A 16,071-nucleotide genomic window follows, 5' to 3' on the forward strand; every position below is an offset into this window, starting at 1 on the left:
AATGCGATGGCGGGCTCAGGCGACCGCTTTGGCGTCAGGCGAAGCCAGCGCGGCTTCAAGCATCTGGGCATCGTGCGGCTGCAGCAGCCGGTCGACATCCAGCAGGAGGACCATGCGCTCGCCGGCCGAGGTCAGGCCCTTGAGGTATTCGGTGTCGACGGTGGTGCCCATGTCGGGCACCGGGCGGATGCTGCCCGCCTCGACGTCGACCACGTCGGAGACGGCATCGACCACCACGCCGAACTGGCGGCCGGCGACCATGACGATCACGCAGACGGTGGTGGCGGTGTATTCCTCGCGGCTCAGGCCGAAGCGCAGGCGCAGGTCGAGCACGGGGACGATGGCGCCACGCAGGTTCAGCACGCCGAGCACGTAGGACGGTGCCTGGGGGATGCGGGTGACGGGGGTCCAGCCGCGGATTTCGCGAACGGCGAGGATATCGACGCCGTATTCCTCATGACCGAGGTTCACGGTGAGGTACTGCGCGGCTTCTTCGGCCACGACGGCGGTGCTGGCTGGCTGGTTCATGTTGTTCCCACTACGGATCGGACGGTGGTGCGATACCCCTCATGGGAGTATCGGCCGACCTGCAGGGACCTTGAGCCCGTTCTTGCGCAAAAACGGCGCCCCTGTAGGAGCGCGCCTGCGCGCGACCCCAGGACCCGCTTCCTCAAGCCGCCCGACGCCGCCCCTGCAGCCGCACCAACCCGGCCACGTCCGCAATCAACGCCACCGACCCATTGGCCAGGATGGTCGCCCCGGAGATGCCCGCCACGCGGCGGTAGTTGGCTTCCAGCGACTTCACCACGGCCTGCTGCTGGCCGATCAGCTCGTCGACGAACAGCCCGATGCGGGTGCCCTCGCCTTCCACCACGATGACGATGCCGTCGCCGACGGCCAGGCGGGTGCCGCTGCAGCCGAACATGTCGTAGAGGCGGACGATCGGCAGCCAGTCGTCACGGAAGCGGAACAGCTCGCCGCCACCGACCACGCTGCGCACCGCGTCGGCCTTCACCTGCACCGATTCCACGATGGATACCAGCGGCACGATGTAGGTCTCTTCGCCCACGGCGGCGGTGAGGCCGTCGATGATCGCGAGGGTGAGCGGCAGCGTGATGGTGAACGTGGTCCCGCGGCCGGCACGGCTGCTGATCGCCACGCTGCCACCGAGGTCCATCACGTTGCGGCGGACCACGTCCATGCCCACGCCACGACCGGAAAGGTCCGTCGTCGCGGCGGCGGTGGAGAAGCCCGCTTCGAAAATCAGTTCGGCGACCTGGTCGTCGCTCATGCCATCGCCCGAAGCGATGATGCCGCGCTGCACGGCCTTGGCCACGATCGCGTCGCGGTTGAGGCCGGCGCCGTCGTCGGCGACCTCGACCACGATGGAGCCGCCACGATGGAAGGCTTCCATGCGCAGCGTTCCGGTGTCGCCCTTGCCCGCGGCGGTGCGCTTCGCGGGCACTTCCAGGCCATGGTCGATGGCGTTGCGCACGAGATGGACCAGCGGATCGCCGATCTTCTCGAGCACGGTCTTGTCCAGTTCGGTGCCTTCGCCACGCAGGTCCAGCACCACTTTCTTTTCCAGCTTCTGGGCCAGGTCGCGGACCAGGCGCGGGAAGCGGTTGAACACCGTGCTGATCGGCAGCATGCGGATGCTCATCACGCTTTCCTGCAGCTCGCGCGTGTGCCGGCCGAGCTGGGCCAGGCCCTGGCGCAGCATTTCGAGCTGCGCGGCATCCTGCACGCCGTCGTGGAACTGGCTGAGCATCGACTGGGTGATGACCAGTTCGCCGACGAGATTGATCAGGGTGTCGATCTTCTCGATGCCGACGCGGACCGAACTGGCCTCGCTGCCGGCACCGACGTCGCGCACCGCGCGCGGTGCAGCGGGTGCCGCCGGCGCAGCGGCCGTCACGGCCGGGGCGACGGGCGCCGGGGCCGCGATGCGCGGGGTAATCGTGAGGTCGCAATCGCCGTCGACCCAGTCGAACACAGCGTCGACCGCGGTGCGCTTTGCTCCCGCATCGAGGCGCAGCGTGTACGCGAGATAGGACGACGACGGATCCATCGCGGCCAGCGGCGGCAGCGCCGACAGGTCGGCGGTGACGCTGAGCGGGCCCATCGAGCCGAGCTCGCGGAACATGCGGGCCGGGTCGTTGCCGGTTTTCAGCAGGTAATCGAACGGACGGAAGGCGATGTCCCAGCCTTCGATCGTTTCGGCCGGGGCCGCGGCCTTGACCGCCGCCACGGGCGCCACCGGGGCGCCGGAGACCATCGCCGAAAGCTCGGCCAGCAGGGCCTGGCTCTCCGCCGTGGCGCCGGGCTGGCCGGCCATCTGCAGGGACAGCATGTCGCGGATGATGTCGCCCGAGCGCAGCAAGAGCTCCACCACGGCCTTTTCCATCGGACGGCGGCCGCTACGGACCTCGTCCATCAGGTTTTCGGCGACGTGCGTGAACGCCGCGACATCGGCAAAGCCGAACGTGGCCGCACCGCCCTTGATCGAATGGGCGGCGCGGAACACGACGTTGATCAGCTCCGGGTCTTCGGCACCCTCGTCGAGCGCAAGCAGCGCCTGCTCCATGGCGTCGAGGCCATCGAGGCTCTCCTCGTGGAACGCCTTGTGGAATTGCGCCAGATCGACTTTGGACATGGGTGGACCTTCGAGTTACCGGAACGTTCTTGGGTGGATCAGCCGAGCACGCGGGCGACGGTCGCCAGCAGCTGGTCGGGGTCGAACGGCTTGACCAGCCAGCCGGTCGCGCCGGCAGCCTTGCCTTCCATCTTCTTGTTGACGTCGGACTCGGTGGTCAGCATGAGGATCGGCACGCCGCTGTAACCGGCCATCGTGCGCATCTCGCGCACCATCGAGATACCGTCCATCACCGGCATGTTCACGTCGGCCAGCACCAGGTCGAACTTGTGCACGCCAGCCTGGTCCAGCGCCGCGCGGCCGTTGTCGGCCTCTTCGACGTCGTGGCCCGCGCCGCGCAGGGTGAAAGCGACCATGCTGCGCATGGAAGCCGAGTCGTCTACCGCAAGAATCTTTGCCATCGGTCTACCTTCAGTTCACGCCGGCCTGGGCCGGCAGTTCAATCAATGCATTGAGCCCCAACACCGTGACACCACGGCGAAGGCTATCGCTGGCACCCGTCCAGGCCACCGGCAGGCTGGCCGCGCGGGCATCGCGGCAGAACGCCGCGAGGACCTGCAGGGCCGCCGTGTCGACCTGCGCCACCGCGGCGCCGTCCAGCTGGACGGCGTTGCCGGCGTTGAGCGCCGCGAGCAGGGTATCGCGCAACAGCGGCGCCGCGCCGATACGCAGGTCCGCTTCCAGCGCCAGGGGCGCCGGGGTCGCGTCTAGGGAGGTTTTCTTCGCCATCGTCTTACCGTGCCCGGGGGGTCGTTCGGATGGCTTATCGGCGCCGGTGGCGGAACCTTTAGGGATGCGGTCGCGCGCAGGCGCGCTCCTACAGGGGGGTGTGGGGGCCTTGTAGGAGCGCGCCTGCGCGCGATGGCCGCTACGGCAGGATCAGCATCGCGTCGCCGTAGCTGAAGAAGCGGTAGCGCTGCAGCACCGCGTAACGGTAGGCGTCGAGGATGGTTTCCTTGCCGGCCAGCGCCGAGACCAGCATGAGCAGGGTCGACTGCGGCAGGTGGAAATTGGTGACCAGCGCATCGACGCTGGTGATCTTGTAGCCCGGGAAAATGAAAATCTGCGTCTCGCCCGCGAATGGCCGCAGGACACCATCCACCGTCGCACTCTCCAGCGCCCGCACCACCGTGGTGCCGACCGCGACCACCCGGCCACCCGCGGCGCGGGTCGCACGGATCCGCTCCACCAGCGCGGCACCGACGTTCAGCCACTCCCGGTGCATCACGTGGTCGGTGACGTTCTCCGCACGCATCGGCTGGAACGTGCCCGCGCCCACGTGCAGCGTCACGTAGCCGAACTCCACGCCCTTCGCGCGCAACTTCTCGAGCAATGCCTCGTCGAAATGCAGGCCTGCCGTCGGCGCGGCCACCGCGCCCGGTTCGCGCGCGAACACGGTCTGGTAACGCTCCATGTCCGAGGCATCGGCGCCACGCTCGATATACGGCGGCAACGGCATCTCGCCCAGGCGGCCAAGCAGGCGTTCCAGTGGCTCGTCGCTTTCGAAGCGCAGCTTGAAGAACTCGCCTTCGCGGCCCAGCACGGTGATCTGGCTGCCGTCGGCGAGCTCGATGATCCCGCCCTCCTTCGGCTTCTTGCTCACGCCCAGCTGGGCAAGCGCCTCGTGCGGCCCGGTGACCCGCTCGATCAGGATCTCGACGGCGCCGCCGCTGTCCTTGCGCCCGTAAAGGCGTGCCGGAAGCACCCGGGTATCGTTGAAGACCAGCAGGTCGCCCGGCTGGAGCATGTCCGGCAGGTCGTAGAACTTGCGATTCGACTTGGACCGAGCCGCCACGTCGAGCACCAGCAACCGGCTGCCCGAGCGCCGCTCGAGGGGCGCCTGGGCGATCAGGTCGGGCGGGAGATCGAAGTCGAAGTCGGATTTCTTCACGTAATGCAGCCGGTGGAACGGGGGGTCTGGGATTATGGCGCAATCCGGCGGCGGCGGCGGCGAACCACGACCCAGCCAAGCCCGGCCACCAGGACCACGGCCACGCCGATCTCCAGCGGCAGCCAGTGGCGGACGAAATGCTTTACCGCCCGGACCTGCTGGGCCCGCTTGAGCACGCGGGCGCCGGCGAAGTCCGGTTCCTCGCAGCTCCAGCCGAAATCCGAGGCCCAGTCCAGGTAGGGACCCTGCTTCACGTAGCGGGCGTAATACGCGTTGACCCTGGCCTGGCGCTCGTTGATCGGCTTGCCCGCCTCGCCGTCTCCCGCCTCGTCGTAGTCTGGCGGTCCTTCGAGCATCCAGTGGGTGGCCTGGCACAGCGTGGCCGCGAAGGCCTGCGAACGTGGCGGCAGCAGATCGGCGGCCGAGACGGCCCGATCCGCGGCGAGATAACGGTAGTGCAGGCGGCGATCCGGCTGCGCGATGCTGTCCTTGAAGCGCTGGCGCTCGCCAGCGGTGACGTAGTCACCCTTGAGCTTCTCGGCCGACTGTCCGCTACCACCCTGGAACATGCCGCCATTGTCGAAGTAATCCGGACCCTGCTCGTAGCCGAGCAGCTCCATGCCGTCCTCGCGGGCGATCACCGCGGCCTGGTAACGCGCCTCGGCCTTGCCGATGTCGGTCCATGCGCTGTCGCCATCGTGCACGGCCTGCGCATACGCCTTCGCCTTTGCGACGAGATCGACGTCGCCGAAGCGCTTGTCGCCACTGGCCGGCAGGTAGGCGTAGGCCTCGTCGTAGCGCCCTGCCCGCATCAGGCGCCGCCCGAGCAGGTAACGCAGGTGGTCGTCGATCGTGGTGCCGGCGTAGGCCGCCTGGGCGTCGTTCGCCTTCGGCGCGGCCGAATAGGCTTTCGCATGTTCGTCGACGAAGGCCTTCAGCTCATCCACGGTCAGCACGCGCTCGGCGACGTAGGCCGCATCGTTGCCGTAGCCAACGCCCGACCCGCTGGTCTCCTCGAACGTGTTGCCATCGCCGCCGACCGCCTTCGACGCTTCATAAAAGCGTGTCAGCGCGTCGACGTAATCGCCGCGCGACAAAGCGAGCACGCCACGCTCGCCCATCAACCGGTGGATGCTGCCCGGTGCCAGCGTGGCCTTGGGATCGTCGGCGGCAGGGAACGCTTTCGCCGCCTCGGCATACGCCGCGGTCGCCGCGTTGCTGTCGCCCTTGCGCAGGGCCAGCTTGGCGCGCACCCAGGCGGCGAGCGGGCCGTCGGCCTTGCCGGCAAGCTTTTCGGCATCGTCGTAGCGGCCGGCCTCATAGGCCAGCGAGGCGAGCCGGTCGGCCGAGGCCACCTTGTCCGGCCCATGCGCCATGATCGCCTCGACCAGCGGGGCCAGCACAGGCGACACCTCGCCCTTGTAGTTCTGCGGCTCGATGCGCGCGAGCGCGTAGGCGACGAGCAGGCGCTGCGACACCGGGCCGTCGATGATCGACGCGGCCTGGCCATCGTTGGACAGTGCGGCCGAAGCGATCGCCTCGAGCGAGTCGACGGCCTGCCCGGAGCCGTGCCCCGCCTGTGCGGCATACAGCGCGATCGCATGCTTCAGGTCCGCAGGCGCGATATCGGCCACGCAATCGTCGTTGTGCGCGAAGTGACTCCAGGTGCACGGGGCCTTGCCGACGAACAGGCTGAGCCGGGCTTCTTCGCCGAAGCTGGCCACGCCCAGGCCCTGCGCATCGGATGCGCCGGCGAGCACGCGTGCGCGCACCTGCTGGAAGGCCTTCGCCGAGGCATCGCGCGCGGCGGCAAAGGCCGGCGTGCCCGCGGCTTTCGTCGCGCGCAGCAGTTGGGCTTCACCCAGCATGTAGGCGGCCCATGCACCGCGCGCCCTGGCCTGGTCCGGCGGCAGCGCCAGCACCTGCTCGAAACTCGCCTGGGCCGCGTCGAGTGCCGTGGCGTCGAACGTCGTGCAGGCGGGCCGTTCCGTGGCGTCGCCGTATTCGTTCTGTTCCGCGGGAGGGCATGCCGCGGTGGCCCGGTTGTAGTCCACCGCGCCGGCCACGTAACGACGCACATCGTCGGGCAGGCCGTCGCCTGCCGCGTAGGCCGCGACGCCATCCGCCGAGCCCATGAGCGACTTCACCCTGGCGGCCTGGTCGTCGGGAAGGTCGGCGCGTTGCGGCGCGTCGCCGTAGCGCGGCGTCTCGACGGCGACCATCGCGTCCGCGGCCGGCAGCAGGTGCTGCACTTCGAAGGTGAAGGTGTTCTGCGGGGCTTCCTTCAGCGTTGCGGCACGGTCGTCCAGCATCTGCGTCGGGAAGTCCGGACCGCAGGCCCAGGCCACCGCGCCAAGGGTCGCCAGGACCAGGCCGGCAGCGAGTGCGTTTTGCTTCATCTTCGAATGCTTCATCAGGAAACCGGGCTTCCGGGCAGGGTTAACGTGGTGATGGTGCCAGCGCGACAACGCGCCCAGCCGACCGTACGGGTGGCATGGCCGGCGATGGGTCGCGCCTGCGTGGTCACGAGCGAGAGCATGCCGCCCTCCGTGGCGATGCGATAGCCATCGATGCCGTCGGCCAGCTCGCAGCCGCGTGGCAGGTCGATGCGTGCCGGCGCCTGCGCATCCGCGCTGGCCGGGTTCTCGAGCAGGATGTCGCTCGCGCCGGTTCCGGCGTCGCGCAGGTGCAGGCGCAGCGGTTCGCGGTCGAGGTGTTGGGTGACCACGCCGCGCCATGTCGCGAGGCTCCATGCGCGCGTGTCGTCCGCGGTCGGCAGGCGAAACCAGACGATGCCCGCGAGATGGGAAGGACGCTCGGACTGCAAGCCCTCGACGAAGGCCATGACCGTGTCCGGCGTGGCATACAGCTCCGACGCCCCCGCGCCACCTGCCAGCGCTGCCTGTTCGCTCTCCACCGCGAGCAGGGTGCCGTCCGCATTCCAGCTCACCCGCGAGGCATAAGTGGGCAAGGCGACACGGAACGGCTTGTGCGTGTGCCGCGCGTAGTCACGTATCCACGCCGCGGCCACCAAGGGATCGAACAGGCCCGCCTGCGGGGCCTGCACCGCGTGAACCTGCACCACCGATTCATCGGGAATGGCAAGCAGGCCATCCAGCGCAGGCGAGCCGAGCCATGTCGGCAACGCCGTGATCGAAAGCGACGTGTTGCCCAGCACCACCTTCAGGTCGCGCAGGAACGCGGTGTACGCAGGGAGGCGCGACGTGGGGCAGTCGTAGTCGATCTCGATGCCTGCTGCACCCGGCCAGCGCTGGAGCTGCAACGCGATGCGCTCGCGCAGCGTGGCCGCATCGAAGCTATCGAGGCGACCATCGATCCGCACGACCAGCACGACCGGCCGGCCTGCGGCGGCCAGTGCTTCTCGATCCGGGACGAATGCCTGGAAGCGGCCGTCGCGGGAGACCTGGGCAACCAAAATGCGCCATGCGTGGACGATATCGCGCGAGCCAGCCACCGACTCGCGAAGCGCCGGTGTCCACTGGCGTTGCCAGATGTAGGCATCGTGGCTGAACGGCGCGGCCGGCCGCTGGCAACCGGCGAGTGCCACGGCGACGATACAGGCGATGACGATGTGCAGCGCGCGCGCCAATCGGATAACCCGGCTTAAAGCCAGCCTTTCTGCCTGGCCAGCCGATAGGCCTCGATCCGGTTCGCCGCCCCCAGCTTTCCGATCGCTTCTGAAAGGTAGTTCCTGACCGTGCCATGCGACAGGTTCAGCTGGGTGCCGATGTCGCTGGCCGATTGCCCTTCCCCCGCCAGGCGCAGCACCTGGCGCTCGCGATCGTTCAACGGATCGGCTTCCGACCAGGCCTCCAGCGCCAGCTGCGGATCGATGGCCCGGCCGCCGCGATGGACCAGGCGCAACGACTCGGCAAGGTTCTCCGCCGGCGCATCCTTGAGCAGGTAACCGCTTACCCCGGCATCCAGGGCGCGGCGCAGGAAGCCCGGACGGGCGAACGTCGTGACGATGACGACCTTGATCGGCAGCTCGTGGCGATGCACGCGCTGGGCGATCTCCAGGCCGGTGAGGCCGGGCATTTCGATATCCGTGACCAGCACGTCGGGCTTGAGCCGCTGCAGCTCGCGCCACGCGGATTCGCCGTCGGCGGCCGAGCCGAGCACCTCGATATCGGACTCCAGGCTGAGCAGGGCCGACAGGGCACCGCGGACCATGGCCTGGTCTTCCGCCAGCAGGACGCGGATCATGCGGTGCGCTCCGCCAGTTGCGGGGCCACGGCCAGGGCGATCGCCAGTTGGGTGCCCTGCTTCGCCGGCGAGTCGATCGCGAGCCGGCCGCCGATCTGGCTGACGCGTTCGCGCATCCCCGACACGCCATTGCCATGCGCCGCGAGTCCGCCGCAGCCGTTGTCCGTAATCCGCATCGAGAAGTCCTGTCCGTTCCGGGTAATGATCACGCATGCCTCGGTGGCACGCGAATGACGATGGATATTGGTGACCGCTTCGCGCAGCACGAGGGAGAGTGCCGCTTCGGCCGGCGCCGGCAAGTCGAGCTGCCCGGGTGTTTCGATGCGCAGTGCGATGCCGGATGCCTCAAGCATAAGCCGCGCCGAAACCAGTTCACTGTTGAGGTCACCCGCGCGCATCCCGGTGACCGCGCTACGCACTTCGGCAAGCGTATGCCGGGCGACGCGCTCCACCTCTTCCATCTCCTGCTGCGCGCGCGGCGGATCGACGATCGCGAGGCGTCGTGCGAGTTCCGACTTCAGCGTGATCAGCGACAAGGTGTGGCCGAGCAGGTCGTGCAGGTCGCGACCGATGCGCTCGCGCTCGGCCAACCGCGCCAGCCGACTCACCTCGCCCTGGCTGAGGCGCAACTGCGCATCGCGCCGTGCACCGCGCGCATACAGGTAATTACTGAAGCCTGCACCCAGGCCACCCGCGCCGACGATCAGCGCATGCAGCCAGAACACGTGGAACAGGAAGACCCACGCGGTCGCGACGAGGGTTGCGAAGAGCACGCCCAGCAACCACACGGACGCACGCTGAGCATAGGCGAGCAAGGTGACGCCGATGACGACGTAGCCCAGCGCCAGCGGGTTGACCGGCCACAGCACGAAGCCGACGACCACGATCGCACCCGCATTGAACGGCAGGCGCGACAACGGCTGCACGTACACGCCGATGTAGCAGACGAGGTAGACGGCGATGGACAGCAGCGTGGGACCGAACCAGTCCCAATGGAATCCGTACAGGGCGAGCGGCGCCTGGATCACCGCGATCAGCCAGAACACCTGCAACCCGGCCTGCCAGCGTAGGTACGTGGGTGAGCGCAGGCTGCCCAGCAGTGAATCCGCGTGGGCATGGGGCAAGCGCATCACGAGGCCAGCCGCTGGTCGCCGGGGAGGACCGGCGTGGCAGGAGGCGTACCGGCGAGGCGGCGATCGGCATCGGTGAGCGGCACCCGGATCATCACCCGCGTGCCCTTGCCTCGCTCGCTTTCCACGCTCAGCGTGCCGCCCAGGGCGCGCACGCGTTCACGCATGCCACAAAGGCCATTGCCTTCCGGGCCAGCCGTACCGCGTCCGTTATCGGCGATGCAGAGATTGAGATCGTGGCCGACCACCTGCACCTTCGCCTCGGCGAGGCTGGCCTGGGCGTGCCGATGGATGTTGGTGACCGCTTCGCGCAGCACCAGCGCGAGTTCGCTCTCGAGCCGCGGCGGCAGAACCGGCACGTCGCTGACGTAGTCGAAGTGGATGGCCGACGCGCCGAGCAACAGGCGCGCTGAGGCGAGCTCCGCGGAGATGCCCGTGGTACGGATGCCGGTCACCGCCGAGCGCACTTCCGCCAACGCATGGCGTGCGACGCGCTCGGCTTCTTCGATCTCGCGACGCGCACTGTCGGTGTCGCGGTCCAGCAACCGTCGCGACAGTTCCAGCTTGAGCGTAATCAGCGACAGGGTGTGGCCAAGCAGGTCGTGCAGGTCGCGGCCGATGCGTTCGCGCTCGGCCGTCGCGGCGAGACGACGCACTTCGTCGTGCGAGAGCTTAAGCTCCCAGTCCTTCTGCCCGTTCATCCGGTACAGCAGGTTCGCCGTGCTGACGCTGAGGGCGACGAAGGTCATCACCAGCGCCACCGTCCACGGCCAGTGCATGACCGTCAGCGCCAGCGTGATGAACACCGACAGCACGACCAGGGTGCGCAGCATGCAGACGCGCACGGGTCCATGGAAACCCATGAACGAGCAGGCGAAGATCACGTAGCAGGCGCCGCCACTGGCGTTCATCCCCATCACGGCGTAGCCGAGCAACGCCATGGCGCCGCCGTACCACATGCTGTGGCGCACGGGCCGTGTGTAGGCCAGCGCATAGAGCGCGAGGAAGCTGGGGAAGGTGATGCTGGTGACCAGGACCCAGTGCGGCGGCAGGGTCGGCTGGAAGATCAGGTCACCGAACACCCAGAACGACCAGACCAGGTTGAACAGCGTGGTGAAGCGCAGCTTGCCCTGCGCCTTCAGGCGCGCCCACAGCGAGTCGGGAGCTGGCATGAACCACGACGCGACCATGGGCGTATCCGGAGCGGGAAGGTGTGCGGCCATGCTACTTCAACCGTGGCGGCGCAGGCGACGCGTGGCGAGGGTGAGGAAGGCCGCCGTGAAGCCGGCCAGGACCAGGACATGCACCCACTCACCACCCTGCTGCAGGCCCACCGCGGAAAGGGCGAGCTGGTCCAGGTGGTAGGCCGGCCAGATCGGCCCGATCGCCTGCAGCACCTTCGGCATCATCGACAGCGGGAACCACAGGCCGGACAGAAAGGCCATCGGCAGGTAGACCAGGTTGACCAGGCCCGGCGCGCTCTGCCCCTTGGCCAGCGTGCCCAGCAACAGGCCGAGCGAGCAGAACGGCAGCACGCCCAGCACTTCCGTGGCGAAGAAGCCGAGCATATTGCCCGCGCCCAGCTTCACGCCTGCGGCGAACACGGCGATGCACAGCATCAGCACCGAGACCACGGCGGCCATTAGCATCGCCATGCACATCTTTCCCGCCAGGTAGGCACCCGGCGGCATCGGTAGTGCGCGCTTGAGGGTAAGCAGGCCATGCTCGCGATCGATCGCCAGCGACACGCCGAAGCCGAACAGGCCCGGGGCCATGACGCCGAACGTGCCGTACGAGGCAAGCAGGTAGCGCGGGGCATCGGCCGAATTGTGGGCCCCGAGCACGATGCCGAACATGACGTAGAACACGGTCGGGAACAGCATGGTGGGTAGCAGGAAGCCCGGCAGGCGCAGGTAGCGAAGCACTTCGGTCCGCGCTTCCTCCAGGTAGGCGTGGGCTACGCGGGCGCCGGTCATCACCGGGGTGGCGGTGCTGTCGATGGTGTTCATGCGGCCTCCTGCGCGGCGTCGGCCGCTTCGCTGTCGCGGGTGATTTCGGTGAAGGCCTCGGCGAGGCCGGCGCGCTGGACTTCCAGCTCGCGCAGGTCGGGGTCGAGCGCCAGCAGGCGCCGCACCACCGCCTCGGCTTGCGTGGTGGCGATGACCAGCCGTTCCTGTTGCGTCGCCACCGTCTCCACCTCGGGCCACGCGGCCACGGTGTCGACCGGCGTCGACGTGATGCAGCGGATGCGGCGTACGGCGACATGGGCCCGAAGCGCATCGACGGTGCCTTCCGACACCACCCTGCCCTTCGCGATCACGCAGACCCGGTCGGCCAGTGCCTCGGCTTCTTCGAGGTAATGCGTGGTCAGGACCACGGATGCACCGCGCGAGATCAGCCCGCGGATCGCCGACCACAGGGCCTGGCGCGCCGAGACGTCGAGGCCGGTGGTGGGTTCGTCCAGGAACAGCAGTTCCGGGTTGCCGGCCATCGCCATCGCGAACTGCACCCGGCGTTGCTGGCCGCCGGAGAGGGCGACGTAGCGGCGTTCGAGCAGGTCGGTGATGCCGGCGAGGGTCGCGCACTCGGCCACCGAGCGCGGCTGCGGGTAGTAGCTGGCGGTGAGCCGGATCAGCTCGCGCACCTTGAGGGTGGGCGGCAGGTTAGCCGTTTGCAGCATCACGCCGATGCGGCGGCGGGCCTCGATGTCCTGGGGATCCCGGCCGAACAGGCTGACCTGGCCGCTGTCCGCCCGGTTCAGGCCGAGCAGCAGGCCGATGCTGGTGGTCTTGCCCGCGCCGTTCGGCCCGAGCAGGGCGAGCAGCTCGCCGCGGTGGATTTGCAGGTCGATGCCGTCGAGTGCCGTAACGGCGCCGTAACGCTTGTGGACGCCGTCGAGGCGGGCGATGCAGGTGTCGTTGTTCATGGTGTCCTCCCTTGCGTCGCACCATATTCGGTCGCAACCCATTGGCGGCAGTCGCTTGCGTCATTGTGCGGATGTGACAAGCGTCACCCGGGGGTTACGGGGCAAAAAACCGCATGTTATGCTCGGCCAATAATCCCTTTAAACATAACTAGTTAGGGATATATCCGAGACCTGTAGGGGCGCGTTCGCGCGCGACACACCGGCACACCGCAACGTAAAGTTTGGCGAGGAAAGGTAATGGACGTCATCGGCACCCTGCGCGAGATGCGCGACTTCGGCGGCAAGGCCCGCACCACCGGCCTGCCCGACGCCACCATCGAGCGTTTCGCAGCCCACGACGCGGACCTGCGCCGCGCCATCGACGAAGCCATCGTCTATCACCAGGCGCTGCGTGCGGAGATGGGCGACTTCCTGCGCATGGATGAAGACGCGCAGATCCATCACCTGCAGTGCGGCCTGGTGAACTTCTACCCCGATGACGGCGTGAACCCCTACGTGCCCGCGGCGGCGCGCGGGCCTTGGGTGGTGACGCTGAAGGGCGCGGTGCTGCATGACGATGGCGGCTACGGCATGCTCGGCTTCGGCCACAACCCGCAGCACATCCTCGAGGCCATGTCGCGCCCGCAGGTCATGGCCAACGTGATGACCGCGAACGTCTCGCAGGTCCGCCTGTGCGCGGCCCTGCGCAAGGAGCTCGGCCACACCCGCGGCGGCAGCCCGTACTCGCACTTCCTGTGCCTCAACTCCGGCTCGGAGTCGGTGACCCTCGCCGGCCGCATCGCCGACGTCAACGCTCGCATCATGACCGACCCGGGTGCACGCCACGCCGGCCGCACGATCAAGCGCCTCGCGGTGAAGGGCGCCTTCCACGGCCGCACCGAACGCCCGGCGATCTACTCGGATTCGTCGCGCCGCAACTACCAGCAGCACCTGGCCAGCTTCCGTAACGAAGACACGCTGATCACCGTGGAGCCGTACAACGTCGCCGCGCTGAAGGCCGCGTTCGCCGAGGCCGAGCGCAACGGCTGGTTCATCGAAGCGATGTTCCTCGAGCCGGTGATGGGCGAAGGCGACCCGGGCCGCGCCCTGACGCCGGAGTTCTACGCCGCCGCGCGCGAACTCACCCGCGAGCACGGCACCCTGCTGCTGGTCGACTCGATCCAGGCCGGCCTGCGTGCGCACGGCGTGCTGTCGATCATCGATTACCCGGGCTTCGAGAAGCTCGACGCACCGGACCTGGAGACCTTCTCCAAGGCGCTCAATGCCGGCCAGTACCCGCTGTCGGTGCTGGCCGTGTCCGAACGCGTCGCCGGCCTCTACCGCAAGGGCATCTACGGCAACACGATGACCGCCAACCCGCGCGCGCTGGACACCGCCATCGCGACGATGGCCGAGCTCACCGACGAGGTGCGCACCAACATCCGCGAGCGTGGCAAGGAATTCCTGCAGAAGCTCGAAGGCCTGAAGACCGAACTCGGCGGGCTGATCACCAAGGTCCAGGGCACCGGCCTGCTGTTCTCCTGCGAGCTCGCCCCGGAATTCAAGTGCTACGGCGAAGGCTCCACCGAGGAATACATGCGCGAGCGCGGCATCGGCGTGATCCACGGCGGCGCCAACTCGCTGCGCTTCACCCCGCACTTCCGCGTCACCAGCGCCGAGGTCGACCTCATCATCGATGAAGTCCGCCAGGCCCTGAAGGAAGGCCCGCGCCGGGCGGAAGAAAAGGCCGCGTAACCCCGCCGAACCCGCCCCGTTTTTTGTAGGAGCGCGCCTGCGCGCGATAGCTTTGCCTGCGCGCGATGGCTTTGCCTGCGCGCGATGGTCGTGCCCGCCCGCCATGGTTATGCCCGACCACGCAGGCATTCCGCGAGGCCGATCGCGCGCAGGCGCGCTCCTACAAGTGCATCGCCGTGGATTGGCGTAGCTCTTACGAAAAAGCGTAAGCTGGCCCGCGCCGGGTTGGCCGGCGTCACGTAGGGGTTCGCCATGCGCGTGCAGTTTCGTGTCCTTGCCGTTTCCATCCTCTTCGTTTTCGCCGGTTCCGCCTTCGCGGCCCAGGCCAAGAAAGACCTGACACCGCAGCAACAGCGGATGTCCACCTGCAACACCCAGGCCACCGGCAAAAAGGGTGACGAGCGCAAAGCCTTCATGTCCAGCTGCCTGAAAGGCGAGCAGCCGGCCGCCGCGCCCAAGATGACCCAGCAGGACAAGATGAAGAAGTGCAACGCCGATGCGTCCGCCAAGACGCTGAAGGGCGATGAGCGGAAGACGTTCATGAGTACGTGTCTTAAGGGTTGATGTTGTTGCGAGTTGGGTCGCGTGCGGGTTGGGTCGCGTGCGGGTTGGGTCGCGCGCAGGTTCGGTCGCGCGTATTCGGTCGCGCGCAGGCGCGCTCCTACAGACGGGGTGACGTTTGTGGGGGCGTGCCTGAGCGCGAATCCATGACACGGCGGCGCAGCCGCCACCCCGTCCGTGCGAAAATGCGGCATCGAAGCCAGCCACGCATGCGCCCATGAAAATCGTCGAAGTCCGCCATCCCCTTATCCAGCACAAGCTCGGCCTGATGCGTGCCGCCGGGATCAGCACCAAGGAGTTCCGCGAGCTCGCCTCGGAAGTCGCCGCCCTGCTCACCTACGAAGCCACGGCCGACATGGAAACCGAGTGCAAGACGATCGAGGGCTGGGCCGGCCCGGTGGAAGTCACCCACATCAAGGGCAAGAAGGTCACCATCGTGCCGATCCTGCGCGCGGGCCTGGGCATGCTCAGCGGCGTGCTGGAAATGATCCCCGCGGCCAAGGTCAGCGTGGTCGGCCTCCAGCGTGACGAGGAAACCCTGCAGCCGGTGGCGTACTACGAGAAGCTCAGCGGCCGGCTGGACGAGCGCACCGCGATCATCGTCGACCCCATGCTGGCCACGGCCGGCACCCTGGTCGCCACGGTGGACATGCTCAAGGCGGCCGGCGCGAAGCGGATCAAGGGCCTGTTCCTGGTGGCCGCGCCGGAGGGGCTGAAGCGGATCGAGGCGGCCCACCCGGATATCGAGATCTACGTCGCCTCCATCGACGACCACCTGAACGAGCTGGGTTACATCCTGCCGGGGCTGGGCGATGCGGGGGACAAGATCTTCGGGACCAAGCAGAAGGCGGATTAGTCGGGCGGTGGATCACATTCGGCTGTCATATAGGTGCGGCAAAATCCTGCGACGGGCCTGACAGGGGGAGCGCGCCGCATGGGATTGCGG

The 16,071-nt window shown here is 68.1% G+C and carries 15 protein-coding genes; 3 read left to right on the plus strand and 12 right to left on the minus strand.

What is annotated here, in order from left to right; translation table 11 throughout:
* Nucleotides 1-15: 15 nt before the first annotated feature.
* The 12 genes from KPL74_11220 to KPL74_11275 all read right to left on the minus strand — a co-directional run bounded on the left by KPL74_11220 (nucleotide 16) and on the right by KPL74_11275 (nucleotide 12,830).
* Nucleotides 16-528, minus strand: a complete 513-nt coding sequence (locus KPL74_11220) for a chemotaxis protein CheW (GenBank protein ID QWT22545.1) — start codon at nucleotides 526-528, stop codon at nucleotides 16-18.
* A gap of 142 nt (nucleotides 529-670) precedes the next feature.
* Nucleotides 671-2,656 carry a chemotaxis protein CheA gene (locus tag KPL74_11225; protein ID QWT22546.1) on the minus strand — a complete coding sequence of 662 codons (1,986 nt, stop codon included), beginning with the start codon at nucleotides 2,654-2,656 and terminating at the stop codon, nucleotides 671-673.
* Between the two features lie 38 nt (nucleotides 2,657-2,694).
* The gene (locus KPL74_11230; protein QWT22547.1) at nucleotides 2,695-3,057 is read right to left on the minus strand and encodes a response regulator; all 363 of its coding nucleotides are present in this window, start codon (nucleotides 3,055-3,057) and stop codon (nucleotides 2,695-2,697) included.
* Between the two features lie 10 nt (nucleotides 3,058-3,067).
* A complete protein-coding gene (locus KPL74_11235; protein ID QWT22548.1) occupies nucleotides 3,068-3,385 on the minus strand; it encodes an STAS domain-containing protein in 318 nt (105 codons plus the stop codon).
* Between the two features lie 139 nt (nucleotides 3,386-3,524).
* On the minus strand, nucleotides 3,525-4,547 hold the full coding sequence (queA, locus tag KPL74_11240) for a tRNA preQ1(34) S-adenosylmethionine ribosyltransferase-isomerase QueA (GenBank protein QWT22549.1): 1,023 nt from the start codon (nucleotides 4,545-4,547) through the stop codon (nucleotides 3,525-3,527).
* A gap of 32 nt (nucleotides 4,548-4,579) precedes the next feature.
* Nucleotides 4,580-6,961 carry a hypothetical protein gene (locus KPL74_11245; GenBank protein QWT22550.1) on the minus strand — a complete coding sequence of 794 codons (2,382 nt, stop codon included), beginning with the start codon at nucleotides 6,959-6,961 and terminating at the stop codon, nucleotides 4,580-4,582.
* Nucleotides 6,961-8,157 carry a DUF3142 domain-containing protein gene (locus KPL74_11250; protein ID QWT18325.1) on the minus strand — a complete coding sequence of 399 codons (1,197 nt, stop codon included), beginning with the start codon at nucleotides 8,155-8,157 and terminating at the stop codon, nucleotides 6,961-6,963. The genes KPL74_11245 and KPL74_11250 overlap by 1 nt, the downstream gene beginning before the upstream one ends.
* 14 nt (nucleotides 8,158-8,171) lie before the next feature.
* Complete coding sequence (locus KPL74_11255) at nucleotides 8,172-8,774, minus strand: response regulator transcription factor (GenBank protein ID QWT18326.1); 603 nt, start codon at nucleotides 8,772-8,774, stop codon at nucleotides 8,172-8,174.
* Nucleotides 8,771-9,904, minus strand: coding sequence for a sensor histidine kinase (locus tag KPL74_11260; protein QWT18327.1), 1,134 nt, complete (start codon nucleotides 9,902-9,904; stop codon nucleotides 8,771-8,773). The genes KPL74_11255 and KPL74_11260 overlap by 4 nt, the downstream gene beginning before the upstream one ends.
* A complete protein-coding gene (locus KPL74_11265) occupies nucleotides 9,904-11,127 on the minus strand; it encodes a sensor histidine kinase (GenBank protein QWT18328.1) in 1,224 nt (407 codons plus the stop codon). Before KPL74_11265 ends, KPL74_11260 begins: the two co-directional genes overlap by 1 nt.
* 6 nt (nucleotides 11,128-11,133) lie before the next feature.
* Complete coding sequence (locus KPL74_11270) at nucleotides 11,134-11,913, minus strand: ABC transporter permease (protein QWT18329.1); 780 nt, start codon at nucleotides 11,911-11,913, stop codon at nucleotides 11,134-11,136.
* Nucleotides 11,910-12,830 (minus strand): ABC transporter ATP-binding protein, encoded by a 921-nt coding sequence (locus KPL74_11275; protein QWT18330.1) that lies wholly within the window; start codon nucleotides 12,828-12,830, stop codon nucleotides 11,910-11,912. Before KPL74_11275 ends, KPL74_11270 begins: the two co-directional genes overlap by 4 nt.
* A gap of 237 nt (nucleotides 12,831-13,067) precedes the next feature.
* Between KPL74_11275 and KPL74_11280 the strand changes: the two genes are divergently transcribed.
* The 3 genes from KPL74_11280 (at nucleotide 13,068) to upp (ending at nucleotide 15,981) form a co-directional block, all read left to right on the plus strand.
* Nucleotides 13,068-14,564 carry an aminotransferase class III-fold pyridoxal phosphate-dependent enzyme gene (locus KPL74_11280; protein QWT18331.1) on the plus strand — a complete coding sequence of 499 codons (1,497 nt, stop codon included), beginning with the start codon at nucleotides 13,068-13,070 and terminating at the stop codon, nucleotides 14,562-14,564.
* 252 nt (nucleotides 14,565-14,816) lie between these two features.
* A complete protein-coding gene (locus KPL74_11285; protein QWT18332.1) occupies nucleotides 14,817-15,128 on the plus strand; it encodes a hypothetical protein in 312 nt (103 codons plus the stop codon).
* A 214-nt stretch (nucleotides 15,129-15,342) separates the two neighbouring features.
* A complete protein-coding gene (gene upp / locus KPL74_11290; protein QWT18333.1) occupies nucleotides 15,343-15,981 on the plus strand; it encodes a uracil phosphoribosyltransferase in 639 nt (212 codons plus the stop codon).
* Nucleotides 15,982-16,071: the final 90 nt, after the last annotated feature.

It is taken from the genome of Bacillus sp. NP157 (assembly GCA_018889975.1).
Taxonomy (GTDB): domain Bacteria; phylum Pseudomonadota; class Gammaproteobacteria; order Xanthomonadales; family Rhodanobacteraceae; genus Luteibacter.

What these genes read in the sequence shown, in the direction of transcription:
- KPL74_11220 (QWT22545.1), bottom strand. Translation starts at nt 528, where the DNA reads ATGAACCAGCCAGCCAGCACCGCCGTCGTGGCCGAAGAAGCCGCGCAG.
- KPL74_11225 (QWT22546.1), bottom strand. Translation starts at nt 2,656, where the DNA reads ATGTCCAAAGTCGATCTGGCGCAATTCCACAAGGCGTTCCACGAGGAG.
- KPL74_11230 (QWT22547.1), bottom strand. Translation starts at nt 3,057, where the DNA reads ATGGCAAAGATTCTTGCGGTAGACGACTCGGCTTCCATGCGCAGCATG.
- KPL74_11235 (QWT22548.1), bottom strand. Translation starts at nt 3,385, where the DNA reads ATGGCGAAGAAAACCTCCCTAGACGCGACCCCGGCGCCCCTGGCGCTG.
- KPL74_11245 (QWT22550.1), bottom strand. Translation starts at nt 6,961, where the DNA reads ATGAAGCATTCGAAGATGAAGCAAAACGCACTCGCTGCCGGCCTGGTC.
- KPL74_11255 (QWT18326.1), bottom strand. Translation starts at nt 8,774, where the DNA reads ATGATCCGCGTCCTGCTGGCGGAAGACCAGGCCATGGTCCGCGGTGCC.
- KPL74_11260 (QWT18327.1), bottom strand. Translation starts at nt 9,904, where the DNA reads ATGCGCTTGCCCCATGCCCACGCGGATTCACTGCTGGGCAGCCTGCGC.
- KPL74_11265 (QWT18328.1), bottom strand. Translation starts at nt 11,127, where the DNA reads ATGGCCGCACACCTTCCCGCTCCGGATACGCCCATGGTCGCGTCGTGG.
- KPL74_11270 (QWT18329.1), bottom strand. Translation starts at nt 11,913, where the DNA reads ATGAACACCATCGACAGCACCGCCACCCCGGTGATGACCGGCGCCCGC.
- KPL74_11275 (QWT18330.1), bottom strand. Translation starts at nt 12,830, where the DNA reads ATGAACAACGACACCTGCATCGCCCGCCTCGACGGCGTCCACAAGCGT.
- KPL74_11280 (QWT18331.1), top strand. Translation starts at nt 13,068, where the DNA reads ATGGACGTCATCGGCACCCTGCGCGAGATGCGCGACTTCGGCGGCAAG.
- KPL74_11285 (QWT18332.1), top strand. Translation starts at nt 14,817, where the DNA reads ATGCGCGTGCAGTTTCGTGTCCTTGCCGTTTCCATCCTCTTCGTTTTC.
- upp (QWT18333.1), top strand. Translation starts at nt 15,343, where the DNA reads ATGAAAATCGTCGAAGTCCGCCATCCCCTTATCCAGCACAAGCTCGGC.